This window comes from Paenibacillus aurantiacus (genome assembly GCF_042431225.1).
Classification (GTDB): Bacteria; Bacillota; Bacilli; order Paenibacillales; family Paenibacillaceae; genus Paenibacillus_Z; species Paenibacillus_Z aurantiacus.
This window is the reverse complement of sequence record NZ_JBHMDO010000022.1, coordinates 79,116-92,882: the sequence shown is the minus strand read 5'-3', so window position 1 is coordinate 92,882 and position 13,767 is coordinate 79,116. Positions and strand designations below refer to the sequence as shown.

The window sequence follows — 13,767 nt, the reverse complement described above, 5'->3', positions numbered from 1 at the left end:
AATAAACCTCTGCCAAGGTTCATAGGAGTTTAGTCTATGATGCCTTGTGGTAACCGGCTGCCTGCCGCACACGCGTGCGGTTAAGGCCCATGGCTTTGCGTCTCATGATTTCTCATGATTTGCCCTTTTCACTTGGTTAGTTAGTTGTGAGTCTTTGAATCTATAATACGTTGTCGAATGGCGGAATGGAAATAGGACTAAAGTCACGGAGAATAAAATTCCATTACATATGGCTTATTTTGAATGCGGCGATCTTGTAGGAGGTATTGTTCGTTGCATGCGACTAAGCTACGAAAACCGCTGCCTGGGATAGGACGTAAAGAAGCCTCCCCCATCCTCTCGAGAGGCGAGGGAAGCGAATATCCCGTATTGGCGGCAAAAGGGGGTTTACCCGTCAACTGAGCGAAGCTGCCGCACTTGTCCTAAAGCACGATCGGCAAGAACCCATCCGCGATATACTGCGCGAACGGAAGATGTCCGCCGTTCTTCTCGCTTCCCGCGAGCGCGACGCCCGCCTCCTGCATGCCGTCCTCCACGCCGAAAAATCCGGAGCAAGCTTGGCAGCCGCCTTTAATGATGCCGAGCCGCATCACCTGCTTGTAGAGCGCATGGAAAGGATGATCGGCTTTGCTGAACTCCTGCGGCCACTGCGTGCCCATGCCGTCGAATAGAATGTCGACCTCGAAACCCGCCTCGTGCAGCTCTTGGCCATACAGCAGGCCGTGAACGGCTTTCCCGACATCCTGCTGGTTCGCTTGAATAATAAGGACGTATTTGTACGCTGACATGGTCATTCCTCCTCGTTATCGTGAACTACCGGCTGTGCTTTGATCACTCCGAGCCAAACCTTGCCATTACCCGGCTTCCGTACCAAGCACCACCTCCTTGAAGACCTCTTCCCCGTTATAACGTCGGATTCACTGGCGAATAAGAGACGAACTCCCGCCGGATGCCGAGTCCCCGTTCGATGTGATGCGCTTCATCCAGCTCGAAGCGGACCAATCGCTCGGCGCCGGGGAACGACGCCGTCTGCTCCTCGTCCCAAATGATGCGGGAGCGGCCGGTCAGCTGGAGGACATGGCCGTTGTCGAAGTCGATGAATAGGAGCCCTGCGCGCGGGTGGCTGTGAATATTGCCAAGCGTATTGAACATGGCGTTGCCAAAATAATCGGGGAATACGATCGTCCTCTCGTCCTCGACGCGGATGAAGCCCGGCGGGCCGCCGCGGTGCGAAGCATCCGTCTTCCCGGCGGCGCTCCGGCTCCCGATGAAGAAGGTGTCGGCCTCGGCGATCCACTGCCGCTGACTATCGCTCAGCTGGGAAGCGCGCGTCCTTCTCACAGGCAAACTGTCCGCTTCGGGGAAAGATGGGGCGGATCGCTGCTGAATATATTTCGGGCAGTTGCCGTATACCAGCTCCGCCGCCACGGCGAGCGTACCATCCGGCGCAAGCGTGCCGATCCCGTTAAGCCGCAGCCGCAACCGCTTGCTCAAATCGATCGCCAGCAATCCGATCTCCGGATTCGCCGCCAAGCCGGCGGCAAGCAGCGGATCCTGCTCCGGGTCCCACTTCACCGTCAAACGCTTGTCGTCCTGTACCGCGATGAATCCCGGCCGGCCGGTCAAGCAGGAGACCCATACCCGCCCGTCGATGCCGGCGACGGCCGCGATCAGCATCGTTTGCCGGCTCAGGAAAGCGGCCGCGCCCGGCACGATCGAATCCCGGATGCTTCGCCCGTTCTGCTGCGCGACAACTTCGGCGCCGGCCATTCGCTGAACCGCCAATTCGCCGTCATGATAAGGATTGGCCATGCCTCCATCTCCTTTTAATGCTCAAATGGATTTATTGGGTATTATAAGCGCAATTTTTTAATGTGTAAATATATATTTTGATAGTTAAAAAAGACCGATTGCTTCCGGGGGCAATGAAAAAGCGAGCTTCAGAAAGCTCCTGCTTTCTAAAACTCGCTCTTGGATTGGTTTTGCGCGCGCCGACGCTCCAGGAAAGCCGTCACCTTCATGCGGTTGCCGCATGTTTTGGGGCTGCACCAGCGTCTCGTGCCGTTCTTGCTGTTGTCGTAGAAGTGAAGCACGCATTCCGGATTTTCGCATTTTCGGAGGAGATGCGGCTCGTTGCGGCTCAGGAACCGGGCCGCCGATTCGGCGACGGGCGCCAGCAGATCAAGCGGCTCGCGGATCAGGCGGCGGCGGTCTTCCCGGAAGATGCCGCCGTCTACGTAAAGCCGGGTCGCGAACGCCTGATGGGCGATAAGGCCGTTAATCGCCGACAGATTCGCAGCGTCCACCGGCTCGCCTTCCATCACGCTTCGGATTATGGACAGCAGATGGCGGCGAAGCTCGATTGCCGCGCCGTGCGCGCGTTCCTTCGCCGCCTCTCCCCACGTCATCCATGCGGCCGTCCCCTCCTCCGTGAGGAGACCGGCTTTGTCCAACCATTCCAGCAGCGCGTCAAAATCGGTCAGCAGATCAAGCGGCTGACCGCCTGCCATCATAAACGTATTCGTAAAGTCCAGCATCGGCTCGTTGCCGATAAACAGAAAGGTCGGGGGTATGATTTTCGGCATGGCCGATTCAACTCCTTTCGGGCCGGGCACGCGCCCTACGTCGCAGGCTAACGCGAATTTTACGCCGTTCGGCCCATGCATCCGTGTCTTTATATCGTTATACTAGCATATTTTCGGCATAGATACCGCCTCTGCCGCACCGTGTACCGCTCCGCTATCCCCTTCCATGCACGCAAAAAAGCTATGACTAGTCCGGCTAGTCATAGCTTCTTGTTTTCTGCCTTACAGCACGCGGCGCGCTGTCGAATAACGCTTCGTGTAGTCGCTCAGCTTGGCGATCACGACGCCGTTCACTTTGCTGCCGATCGTATTATGAATGAATTGGCCGTTGCCAATATAGATGCCCACGTGGCTAACCGTCGATGTTTTGCCGTTGTTGAAGAAAATCAGGTCGCCCTTGCGCAGGTTGCTCTTCGAAACGTACGTGCCTTGCTTCTTCTGGCTCGCCGTGCCCCACTTCAAGCTAACGCCGTACTTGCCGAAGACGTATTTCGTAAAGGACGAGCAGTCGAAAATAAGCTGGCTCGGGTTGTTCGTGCCATATACGTAATGCACTTTGCCTTGCAGCGATTTGGCCGTCGCGATAATGCTGTCCGCCTTCGTCGCTTGCGTCGTAGCCGTCGCCGCATGGGCTTGTCCCACGAAAGCATCGCCTACCAGCCCATTGGCAGACAGAAGGGCAAAGCAACAAGTCGTCGCGAGGATCGTTTTCTTCATCCAGTTGTTTGTCGTCATGTTGTATTACCTCCTGGTGTGTGTTTGGCTGTCCGAGGAGTATAATAGCACGCTCAATTCCGGATGGGGGGATTCTTAAGGCTTTCTAATAAGACAAAAGCTGCATAAAAACCCAGCGACGCGGCTGGTTCGTCATGCTTGCAAGCAGCGCGGCGACTGCGCCAAGACGCGTCAAACCCGCGGTAGTCGGGCGATCCGCCGCTATTGATTTTTCGGTTTTAACTTATCGGGCTTTACCATAAGTGTACCCAATGCCGCGGACATCATCCAAGAATGTTGGCGGCGGACATGGGTTGACCTTACGGTTATACCCAAGTGTATAATTTCACCATAACGGGCGAAAGGGTGGTTCTCAGGTGAACAAGGAACGACTGGAGATGCGCATGCGGGATATTTCCGAATCTCGCTTCGAGGAGGTGAAGGCGGAATCGCTGCAGCTGGACAATGTCAGTCTCGCGCACAGCCGCTTCCATAACGCGAATATGAGCGGCATACGTCTCGACGACGTAAATCTGTCGGGAACGATGGTCACGAACGCCAATATGACGACCTTCCGCATCCAAGACGCCAATCTGAGCCACGCGACGATCGAACATGTGCATCTGTTCGGAACCCAATTCCGGCGCGCGGTGCTTCCGCAAGCGGGCGACAGCAACTACAGGGCCGACGGCGCGTACGAGCCTGTCTCGTTCGAGGATTGCGAGCTGGCGGGCGCGCAGTTCAGCGGCTGCAATCTGTCCGGCGTGGACATCCGGGACTGCCAGATCGGCGGGCTTCGGATCAACGGCATTCCCGTGGAGGAGCTGCTTCAGGCGGCTGCCGACGAACGGTTCCGGAGGAAGGTCGAGGTCGTGCCGCCGGATGCAAGTTGGCCCGAGCGGTATCGGGAGGAGTCGGCGAAGCTCCAGCGGGCGCTGGAGGCGGAGATCGTAGCCATGCACCACATCGGGAGCACGTCCATTCCCGGCATGCACGCCAAGCCGATTATCGATGTGCTCGTCGAGGTACGGGATATTGAGGCTGTCGATGCGTACAACGATAACATGCGGCGGCTCGGCTATCAGCCCAAAGGCGAGAACGGCATCCCGCTGCGTCGGTACTTCAACAAAGGCGGCGCGCAGCGCACGCACCACGTGCACGTCTTCCAAGCCGGCAGCGAGCACGTCACGCGGCACTTGGCGTTCCGCGACTACCTGACGGCTCACCCGGAGGAAGCAAAGCGTTACGCGGAGTTGAAGATCGAGCTGGCTCGGCAATACCCTTCCGATATGAACGCCTATATTGAAGGCAAGGATGCGCTCGCGAAGGAGCTAGTGGTCAAGGCGCTGGACTGGTATGCGGGCGATGGCGTGCAACGGGTGGACCGCTAGTAAAAGTGCAGTCGGCGTGCGGCCAATGTCTTCTATGGAATGGCCTCGCTGTACATACGGAACTAAGAAAGACGCGCGACACAGCCCCCGCTCTCATATATTGACGACGAAAGCAGCCCTACCCGGGAGGCGCCATGCCACCCAGACGGACTGCTTTTTGCTCTGCGAACGCTATTCTTTCAGGAAACCCGGATGCGCGAAGCTCGGATTCGGGTACTTGTAGAACCCCTCGCCGGTCGAACGCCCCAGCTTGCCCTTGTCTATGTATTCCGTCTTGAGCAGGTTGGCCACTTGCTCGTATTCCGGCTTGCCCGTCGCCTGCGCCTTGGCGAGGCCGATGTTGTACGCCGTGGTGATGCCGACCACGTCCAGAATCGCGAACGGACCGAGCGGCGCGCCGGTGCCGACCATCCATGTTTTGTCGATCGTCTCAACGTCGGCGATCTCCTTCACGAGCAGCTGCTGGGCCGCCTCGAGCAGCGGGACGAGCAGCGAGTTCAGAATATAGCCCGGCTGTTCCTTCTGCAGCGGCAGCGCTACCATCCCGATCGCTCTCGCGAAGGCGATGACGTCGTCGAATACCGCGCTGTCCGTGCCCGGATGGCGCATGACCTCCGCCGTGTTGTTCTTCCAGATCTCGTTGGCAAAATGCAGCGCCAAGAATCGCTCGGGACGCCCCGTCGCCTCCGCGAACTGGCTCGGCAGCAATGTCGAGGAGTTCGTGGCGAAAATCGTTTTCTCCGGCGCGACTTGGCCCAGCTTCGTATAAAACTCGGTCTTGATCGGCACGACTTCCGGTACCGCCTCAATGACGAGATCCGCCTGCGCCACCGCCCCGGCCAGATCGCTGTTATAGGAAATGCGTTCGAACGCGGCGTTCACCGCATCCTCGCTCGCGCTAAGGTCGGCCCGATAATGCGGCTTCAGATCGGCAATGCGCTTCTTGGCCTTCTCAAGCGCTTCGTCGCTGATGTCGTATACCGTGACAAGAAAGCCATGGAACGCCGATTGGAAGGCGATCTGGCTGCCCAATACGCCGCTGCCGGCGACCGTTACATGTTTGTATTTCATTCTGATGCTCCTCTGTTTGGTGTTGGACATAGTCAATGTCCCCGCGATGGACGTAATTCATACCGAAAGCTCGCGGTGAATGGCGACCGTTGTGAGGAACTGACCTTTAAACAGGTTCGATGGCGGATCAGCGATTCCTTTTACATGATATGGAGAAAGTTTGACAATACAACCATATAGTCAGGAACGACAAAAGCGGCCTCCCTCAATCGGAAGACCGCTAGCTTGCAATGAAGATCATCGGTTCGGGCGAGGGCGCGGCACTGCGGCGAGCGAACCAGCACCAGCATCCTGTCTATGGCTCTGGGTATTAGCAGGACCCTCTTCTATGCTTACTCCGGCCCTTGCGCACGGCTGGCCGCGCTGCGGCGGTATAGGTCCGCCGTTTTGTACCCTTGCCCGAGAATGTGCTTCATCTCTTCGCGGCGCTTCGCCCGGGTGCTCTCCTGCACGACGCCGTATACGAACCGCGCCCAATCTTTCCTGTAGCCTGGGGTGAGCGATTGGTAGAAGGCCAGCAGCTCCGGCGCATCCTGCAGGTCCTGCTCGATGCTTGGGATCATGGCGATATAGTCGTCGACGCTTTGGCTCGGCTTGGCAGACGGGGCAGCCGCGCGCTTGTCGAATTTGAATCCGACAACCGTAAACACGTCGTTCAGCCCGACCATGCGCGCGAATTTCAAGCTGCTCGTCCCGATGAAGCCATCTTCGTCCGCGCCTAACCCTTCGAACAAGCTATCCCGATGGATGTAGGTCGGGTACACCTTGTTGCCTTTCTTCGGATAAGCCGCGTACAGGTAGCCGCTTGGCAGCAGCGCCTGGCTCTCGATCACCCGACTCACGAGCTGTCGCAAAGCCTCCATATCCAGCGTGAACGCGAAAATCAGGTCATACCCGCCTTCGCCCAGCTCCTTGTCCGCCTGCTCCAGTCCCGCGAGCAAATCCTCGCCCTCCGGATGGTTCAGCACGGCGGCTCGTTTGTATTTGGTCAATTTCAGCTTCTCCACGATTGTGCTCGACATCAGCGTCTGGCTCCTCCTTGTTGTTCGGCTTATACGCTTAGCCTTGGCTTGCGCTTGCTAGTGCCGCTTGTCCGCTCCGGCACGCGCTTATATCCGCCTGGGTGTCGCCCATTACGTACATATATGTACTCATCGCATGGTAGCACGGAATGGAGTGCTTGATCGGATATAACGCCGAGTTGATTTCGATACCCGGCTCAAGGTGGCGGAAGCCCGCGACCTCCATCGGCACACGCGGGACGATATCCGGATGGTTGAAGATGCGCGTGTTCGGGATGTTCAGTTCCCTGAATGCCTCCACGAAGTTGCTGTCCCCTACTCGCGGCGACGCGAACGTGATCAGCTCCACGTCGATCTTCTTGCTGCCCGCCAAGAATGCGTGCAGCGTCGCCAGCGAGCTGCCAAGGCTGTGCCCTGTGACGACGAGCCGCGTGCCCGCAGGCACCGTGTCCAGCTGCGCGATGAGCGATTGTGTCGGGATGCTCGCATCTGCGTATTCGACCATCATCGTCCGGTACAAATTGGTGAAGCCCCGCTCCGTCTTGCCGCTGCCCGGTACCTCGCGGAACGTCTCCAGGAGGAATTCAACATCCATCAGCCAGTCCAACTTGCTCTCCGTTCCCCGAATGACGACCGTCTGCAGCTGCGGATTGCTCTTCGACTGCGCGATGAAGCCGGCGAACTCCCGCTCCCGAATCGACTCCAGGCTCGGCGTCATGGTCAGGTTGGCGACGCGTTCCCAATCTTCCGGAAAATCCGTCGGCGTCTGCGGCGCCGTCGGATTTTGCTTATACATGGCGTACGCGATCTCCACGAGTTTGCCCCACGGTATGTATGCGCCCATATTGATAGTGTCTCCCATTGCGTTACTCCCCCTGCGTGATCAATGTGTCGCACTCCCTGCTGGTCGTTCTCGTGTATCCATTCGCCATCCTGCCGGCCGATTCCTGTCACTTCATGGTATGGGTTCAAGCCTTAAGCCGCGTCACGCTCAGCCGCATGTCAAAGAACCCCACGATGCGTTATCGGGAGGTTCTTGTCGCTTGTCTATCGCCAATTACTTCCGTTCAGCTTCCGCATGAACGGCCGACGTCACCTTCACGGACACCGACTCCCCGGCGCCTGAATGCGGACCGACCCATAGCGTAAAGTCGCCCGGCTCCACCGTCAGCTTCATGTGCTGATCCAGAATGGCCAGCTCGTCGCAGCCGATGGTGAAGGTCACATCCGCCGACTCGCCCGGCGCCAAGGCGACCTTGCGGAAGCCGATCAGCTTCTTGAGCGGCTGCGTCACGCTCGCCACTTCGTCGCGTACGTAACATTGCACCGTCTCCTCGCCTGCGCGCGCACCGGTATTCGTGACCGTCACCGTCAACGTAACCGCTTCGTCCGCTCGCATCGCGGCTCGGTCGGCACGGATCGCGCCGTATTCGAAACGGGTATAGCTGAGCCCATAGCCGAACGGATACAGCGGCTCGGTCGTCGAATCGATGTAATACGACGAGTAGACGCCTGCCGGCGGACGGCCTGTTTTCTTCCGGTAGTAGTAGATCGGCACCTGCCCGACGTTATGCGGGAACGTCGCCGGCAGTCGGCCGCTCGGGTTGTAGGCGCCCAGCAGCACGTCGGCGATCGCGTGCCCGCTCTGCACGCCGAGCTGCCACGCCTGCACGATGGCGTCGGCGCGTTCCGCAAGCCAAGGCAGCGCGAGCGGTCGGCCGCTGAGCAGCACGGCCACGACCGGCTTGCCGAGCGCGAATATCGCCTCTGCCAGCTTGCGCTGCATGCCCGGCAGATCGAGCGACGTGCGCGAGCGCGACTCGCCGCTCATCTCGAGCGCTTCGCCCAAGGCGAGCACGACCACGTCCGCCTGTCGCGCGATCTCAATGGCGGCCGCGAAGCCGCTCTGATCGTCGCCCTCAATGGCGCAGCCCTCCGCGTGGAGAACCGTCGTACCTGCCCCGGCAGCGGCTTCGATGCCGGCCAGCATGCTGACTACATCGTCCGGGTTGCCGTCGAGCGCCCAGCAGCCGAGCGGGTCCTTCCGATTGTCCGCCAGCGGGCCGATCACCGCGATCGTGGCGTTCGATTGGCGCAGCGGCAGCACGTCGCCCTCGTTGCGGAGCAGGACGATCGATTCCCGCGCCGCCTCGCGCGCCAGCGCCGTGAACGACGCGCGCGCCGCTTGCTTCTCTTCGGCGGACGAAATGCGGACGAACGGCTGCTCGAGCAGACCCAGCTTGATCTTCAGCGCGAGAATGCGCCGCACCGAATCGTCGACGACGCGCTCGGGCACACGTCCTTCGCGGACGAGCTTCGGGAGGTGGCGCATGTAGATGCCCGAATGCATATCCATGTCGCAGCCGGCCAGAATGGTCCGCTCGCACGCCTCTTCCTCGCTGCCCGCCACGCCGTGCGTAATCAGCTCCTGAAGCGCATTGTAGTCGCTGGCTACGACGCCCTCGAAGCCCCACTCGTCGCGGAGGATCGTTCTCAGCAAGTAAGCGTTGGCGCACACCGGAATGCCGTCGATCTCGTTGAACGACGCCATAATGCTCAGCGCGCCCGCCTCCACCGCCTCGCGGAACGGAGGCAGAATGACCTCGCGCAGCACGCGGTCGGACAGATCGACCGTGTTGTAGTCGCGGCCCGCTTCGGCCAAGCCATAGCCCGCGAAGTGCTTCGGACAGCTCGCCGCCGCTTCGCCTGCTCCATCGTCCACCTGCGCGCCTTCCACCCAAGCCTTGGCGTAGGCGGAGGTGAGCAGCGGGTCTTCGCCGATGCTCTCGGCGATGCGGCCCCATCTCGGGTCGCGGCTGATATCGATCATCGGCGCGAACACCCAGGCCACGCCGTCCGCCATCGACTCGCGGGACGCCGCTTCCGCCGTCCGGCGGGCCAGCTCGGGCTTCCACGCGGACGCTTGCGCCAGCGGGATCGGGAACACCGTCTGGTACCCGTGAATGACATCCCGGCCGATGAGCAGCGGAATGCGATGGTTCGTCTCATCCTGGATCAGCTGCTGGAGCTCGTTCGCTTCTTCAGCCCCCGATAGGTTGAAGATCGAGCCGACCCGGCCTTGGGCAATCTCCTCCCGCAGCAGATCGCGCTGCGAGACGCCCGTCTCGGGATTGATCGGGTTGAAGCCCCAATCATATTGCGTCATTTGGCCGACTTTCTCCTCCAGGGTAAGACCCGCCAGAATCTCGTCGGCTTGCCGGAGGATGTCCGGGGTCAACCACTTGCGCGGCGTAGGTTGTGTCATCGTCTATCTGCTCCTTCGTGCTCCGAATGACTTGCGTGGATGACTTTTATTATAATAGAGGAGAGCTAGGCCCTAGTAGAAACAATATGGTCGAAAACCTCAACGATCTGATTGAACCTTTCAACTCGAGAAAGACAAAGGAGCCCGCGCATGCCCGACATCACCGTCCCGTTCAGCGACCATTCCAAGCACAAAGAGCCCTTCCGCCATCACTACGGCCAAGGGCTCGATGCCTATATTATCCGCCTGCAGATCGAAGGCGTCTGCCAAGCGCTCGTCGACGGCGCCATGCGCAAAATTCGCCCCGGCGACCTGCTGCTGTTCCGGCCGGGCGATCTCTACGATCTGCGCATCGGGCCCGAAGCCGGCACCTCGCAGTCTAGCGATTATTACGTGTTGTGCAGCGGTCCCGCCGTGGACGCCTGGTGGGCGCGGAAGAAACGGCCGACGCATACCGCCATCGCCGACGACAACCAGCTGAAGACGGCCTGGCAGCAGATTATCCACGAGAAACGCCGGCTCGACGGCGGCGACCCGTTGATCCTCGCCGCGCTCGTCCAAACGCTGCTCCTGCTCCTCGACCGCGCGATCGAAGAAGCGCCGGAGGACCAATCGCCGCTCGCCTATCACGCTCTGCGCATGCGTCAGTACATTGAGGAGCACGCCACCGAGCCGATTACCCTTCAGCAGGTCGCCCGTCATACCGGCCTCAGCGTCTCACGCGCCGTCCATCTATTCAAAGCGCATTATGGCGTGTCCATCATCGGCTACGCGCAGCAGCTGCGGCTGGCCCGGGCGGTTAATCTGCTCGAGCACAGCCCGCTCTCGCTGGAGCAGATCGCCGCCGAATCGGGGCTTGGGAGCTATGCGTATTTTCACCGGCTGTTCCGGGAGCGGTACGGGATGGCGCCGGGCGGATGGCGGCATGGGCGGTAGCCTGTTTGGCATGCCTTACATGCCAATAGGAGAGGCTGCACTTGCCTCCCCCTTGGTTATTCGCCCTATAAGATCGCCCTCTATCGCTATTCGAGCTCTGCCGGTGCCGCATTATGCAGCTTAATCTCCTGCCCCGACTCCCGAATATACGTCTTACCCCACTCGTACATAAGGTCCAAGATCGGAATCAGACTCTCCCCGCGCGGCGTCAAACTGTACTCCACCTTCGGCGGTACGACAGGATATACCTTCCGGTCGACGATGCCGTCTTCCTCCAGCTCCCGCAGCTGCGTCGTCAGCATGCGCTGCGTAATATCGGGTATAAGCGCCTTCAGCTGATTGAACCGTTTCGTGCCTTCTTTGCCCAGATGCCACATAATGATCATCTTCCATTTGCCCCCGATGATGGAGAGCGTAAGCTCCTTCTCGCAGTTGAAGATGCGATCCATATTCCGAGTCACTGTGCAACCTCCTTCGTCTTCTACAGTATACTTTATAACACTATATAATAAAAATGTGCCTACTTACAATTTGTATACCGTTTAGCTATACTGAACCTCGCAAGATAGCAACGCCACGCCCATTCCAAATTTTAAGGAGGCACTTTCCCTATGAAACTTCAACTTGCGCTTGATTTGGTGAACATTCCGGAGGCGATCGCGGTCGTCGAGGAAGTCCAATCCTATATCGATATTGTAGAAATCGGTACGCCGGTCGTCATTAACGAAGGGCTTCACGCCGTCAAAGCCATCAAGGACGCATTCCCATCGCTTCAAGTACTGGCCGATCTGAAAATCATGGACGCCGGCGCCTATGAAGTCTTGAAAGCATCCGAGGCCGGTGCCGATATCATTACGGTGCTCGGCGCAACCGACGACTCCACCATCAAAGGCGCTGTCGAGGAAGCGCGCAAGCACGGCAAGCAAATCCTCGTCGACATGATTAACATCCGCAACCTGGAGCAGCGCGCACGCGAGGTCGACGCCCTCGGCGTGGATTACATCTGCGTCCATACCGGCTATGACCTTCAAGCCGCAGGCGAGAACTCCTTCGAGCAGCTGCGCGTCATCAAGAGCGTCGTGAAGCAGGCCAAAACCGCCATCGCGGGCGGCATCAAGCTGGCTACGCTGCCGGAAGTCATCGCCGCATCCCCGGATCTGGTCATCGTCGGCGGCGGCATCACCGGCCATGCCAATAAAGCCGAAGCCGCTGCCCAGATGAAGCAGCTGATCGCGGCGCGCTAAGAGGACGACAGTCATGACGAACTACGTCGCGACGATCGTCCGGGAGCTGGAGCATGCGGCGGAGCTGCTGCCCGAAGGCGCCTGCGACCGGCTCGCGGACGCCATTCTGAACGCGGACGCCATCTTCGTCGCGGGAGCCGGTCGCTCCGGCCTCATGATGAAAGCGTTCGCGATGCGTCTGATGCATCTCGGTCTGCGCGCGCACGTCGTCGGCGAGACCGTCACCCCCGGCATCTCGCCGGGCGACCTGCTCGTGATGGGCTCCGGCTCCGGCGAGACGAGAAGCCTGCTCGGCATGCTCGAGAAGGCGCATGCGCTGCAGGCCACCGTGGCGGGACTGACCATCCGTCAGCAGTCTACGCTCGGGTCCCGTGCCGACCTCGTCGTGCTGCTGCCTGCTTCGCCCAAGGACCAATCCTCCGGTGCGGACCTGACCATTCAGCCGATGGGCTCCTTATTCGAGCAAATGCTGCTGATCCTCCTAGATGCCGTCATCCTGCGCATCATGGAGATGCAGGCGCAGAATTCAGGCACCATGTACGGGAAGCATGCGAATTTAGAGTAATACGTAAAGTGGCCATCCTCGAGAGGATGGCCACCTGCATGTTACAACGTTATTCGAAGGTTGGACTAGACATCCGTCTGCGCCCGCTTCTTGTTCGCCGGGGCGAACCAGCCGGCCAGCGCGATCAATACCAAGACTACGTAGAAAATCAACGTCCAGACCGTGCTGTGCGGGAAATCGTGGCTCAGCAAGCCGATATCTTCATGGGCAAGCGTAATGACGGTGAGCTTCACGCCGACCCAAGCGACGATCGCATAAGCGGTCGTCTCGAGCGCCGGACGCTCTGCGAGCAGCTTCACGAACCAGGTCGCGGCGAATTTGATGAGGACCAGACCCGCGATGCCGCCAAGCACGACGACCACGAACTTACCGCCGTCCATGCCGCCGAAATCACCGAGCGGCGAATCCGGGAGACCGAGCGCCAGCGCCACTGCGGCGAGGATGGAATCGATCGCGAAGGCGAGATCCGCCAGCGCGATTTTGCCGACGGTCGGCCAGAACTTTTTGCCTGCCGCGTCTTCTTTGATGTCCTCGCGGATATTCTCGTTCTCCTTGCCGAAACGCGCTTTGATAATATGCTTGATCCCGAGGTATAGCAGATAAGCCGCCCCGATCGCCTGAATCTGCCAGACGTTCGCAATGAACGAGATCGCGAACAGCGCGCCGAAACGGAATACGAACGCCATAATGATCCCGTAGTTAATCGCTTTCTTCTTCTGATCCTCCGGCAGATGCTTGGCGATGACCGCTAGTACAAGCGCATTATCCGCCGATAGCAAGCCTTCCAATCCGATCAAAATCAGTAATGCCCACGCGTACTCCAACCATATTGAATCCAACTTGAATTTCTCCCCTCTGCTACGTGCATGAATTGCGCCCTCTACGACTATCGCATATGTAGGTAATGTTTTCTTACCCGGCAATTGATATACGTAACAATTGGCGATGGATTTCACTTTTTCGCCATCGAGGGG

The 13,767-nt window shown here is 59.2% G+C and carries 14 protein-coding genes and 1 riboswitch; of the genes, 4 read left to right on the top strand and 10 right to left on the bottom strand.

The genetic code is table 11. The annotated features are described in order from the left end of the window. Nucleotides 1-45 precede the first annotated feature (45 nt). A riboswitch (cyclic di-GMP riboswitch) is annotated at nt 46-134 on the bottom strand. A 288-nt stretch (nt 135-422) separates the two neighbouring features. The 4 genes from ACFFSY_RS12155 to ACFFSY_RS12140 form a co-directional block, all read right to left on the bottom strand. After that, complete coding sequence (locus ACFFSY_RS12155; protein ID WP_377494186.1) at nt 423-788, bottom strand: hypothetical protein; 366 nt, start codon at nt 786-788, stop codon at nt 423-425. 115 nt (nt 789-903) lie between these two features. Next, complete coding sequence (locus ACFFSY_RS12150) at nt 904-1,812, bottom strand: pyridoxamine 5'-phosphate oxidase family protein (RefSeq protein WP_377494184.1); 909 nt, start codon at nt 1,810-1,812, stop codon at nt 904-906. A 146-nt stretch (nt 1,813-1,958) separates the two neighbouring features. After that, nucleotides 1,959-2,585, bottom strand: a complete 627-nt coding sequence (locus tag ACFFSY_RS12145; protein ID WP_377494182.1) for a CGNR zinc finger domain-containing protein — start codon at nt 2,583-2,585, stop codon at nt 1,959-1,961. 222 nt (nt 2,586-2,807) lie between these two features. Then, nucleotides 2,808-3,320 carry a C40 family peptidase gene (locus tag ACFFSY_RS12140; protein ID WP_377494180.1) on the bottom strand — a complete coding sequence of 171 codons (513 nt, stop codon included), beginning with the start codon at nt 3,318-3,320 and terminating at the stop codon, nt 2,808-2,810. A gap of 356 nt (nt 3,321-3,676) precedes the next feature. Between ACFFSY_RS12140 and ACFFSY_RS12135 the strand changes: the two genes are divergently transcribed. After that, nucleotides 3,677-4,690: a GrpB family protein gene (locus ACFFSY_RS12135; protein ID WP_377494178.1), complete on the top strand. Its 1,014-nt coding sequence runs from the start codon at nt 3,677-3,679 to the stop codon at nt 4,688-4,690. 171 nt (nt 4,691-4,861) lie between these two features. On the opposite strand, the gene ACFFSY_RS12130 is transcribed toward ACFFSY_RS12135, so the two are convergent. From ACFFSY_RS12130 to ACFFSY_RS12115, 4 genes are all read right to left on the bottom strand, one after another. Next, the gene (locus ACFFSY_RS12130) at nt 4,862-5,761 is read right to left on the bottom strand and encodes a 3-hydroxyacyl-CoA dehydrogenase (RefSeq protein ID WP_377494176.1); all 900 of its coding nucleotides are present in this window, start codon (nt 5,759-5,761) and stop codon (nt 4,862-4,864) included. A gap of 332 nt (nt 5,762-6,093) precedes the next feature. Further along, nucleotides 6,094-6,783, bottom strand: a complete 690-nt coding sequence (locus ACFFSY_RS12125) for a YdeI/OmpD-associated family protein (RefSeq protein WP_377494174.1) — start codon at nt 6,781-6,783, stop codon at nt 6,094-6,096. Nucleotides 6,784-6,820: 37 nt separating this feature from the next. Further along, nucleotides 6,821-7,645, bottom strand: coding sequence for a lipase family protein (locus ACFFSY_RS12120; protein WP_377494172.1), 825 nt, complete (start codon nt 7,643-7,645; stop codon nt 6,821-6,823). A gap of 195 nt (nt 7,646-7,840) precedes the next feature. Beyond that, nucleotides 7,841-10,048 (bottom strand): glycoside hydrolase family 3 N-terminal domain-containing protein, encoded by a 2,208-nt coding sequence (locus ACFFSY_RS12115; RefSeq protein WP_377494170.1) that lies wholly within the window; start codon nt 10,046-10,048, stop codon nt 7,841-7,843. A gap of 150 nt (nt 10,049-10,198) precedes the next feature. Between ACFFSY_RS12115 and ACFFSY_RS12110 the strand changes: the two genes are divergently transcribed. Next, nucleotides 10,199-10,984 carry an AraC family transcriptional regulator gene (locus ACFFSY_RS12110; RefSeq protein WP_377494167.1) on the top strand — a complete coding sequence of 262 codons (786 nt, stop codon included), beginning with the start codon at nt 10,199-10,201 and terminating at the stop codon, nt 10,982-10,984. 86 nt (nt 10,985-11,070) lie between these two features. Here ACFFSY_RS12110 and ACFFSY_RS12105 read toward each other — a convergent pair whose 3' ends face one another. Continuing rightward, nucleotides 11,071-11,433 (bottom strand): winged helix-turn-helix transcriptional regulator, encoded by a 363-nt coding sequence (locus ACFFSY_RS12105; protein WP_377494935.1) that lies wholly within the window; start codon nt 11,431-11,433, stop codon nt 11,071-11,073. Between the two features lie 162 nt (nt 11,434-11,595). Here ACFFSY_RS12105 and hxlA point away from each other — a divergent pair, with 162 nt between their 5' ends. Then, nucleotides 11,596-12,228, top strand: coding sequence for a 3-hexulose-6-phosphate synthase (gene hxlA, locus ACFFSY_RS12100; RefSeq protein WP_377494165.1), 633 nt, complete (start codon nt 11,596-11,598; stop codon nt 12,226-12,228). Between the two features lie 13 nt (nt 12,229-12,241). Beyond that, nucleotides 12,242-12,793: a 6-phospho-3-hexuloisomerase gene (gene hxlB / locus ACFFSY_RS12095; RefSeq protein ID WP_377494164.1), complete on the top strand. Its 552-nt coding sequence runs from the start codon at nt 12,242-12,244 to the stop codon at nt 12,791-12,793. A gap of 65 nt (nt 12,794-12,858) precedes the next feature. Here the strand turns inward: hxlB and ACFFSY_RS12090 are convergent, their stop codons facing one another. After that, on the bottom strand, nt 12,859-13,632 hold the full coding sequence (locus ACFFSY_RS12090) for a MeeY/MeeF family manganese export membrane protein (protein ID WP_377494162.1): 774 nt from the start codon (nt 13,630-13,632) through the stop codon (nt 12,859-12,861). Nucleotides 13,633-13,767 lie beyond the last annotated feature (135 nt).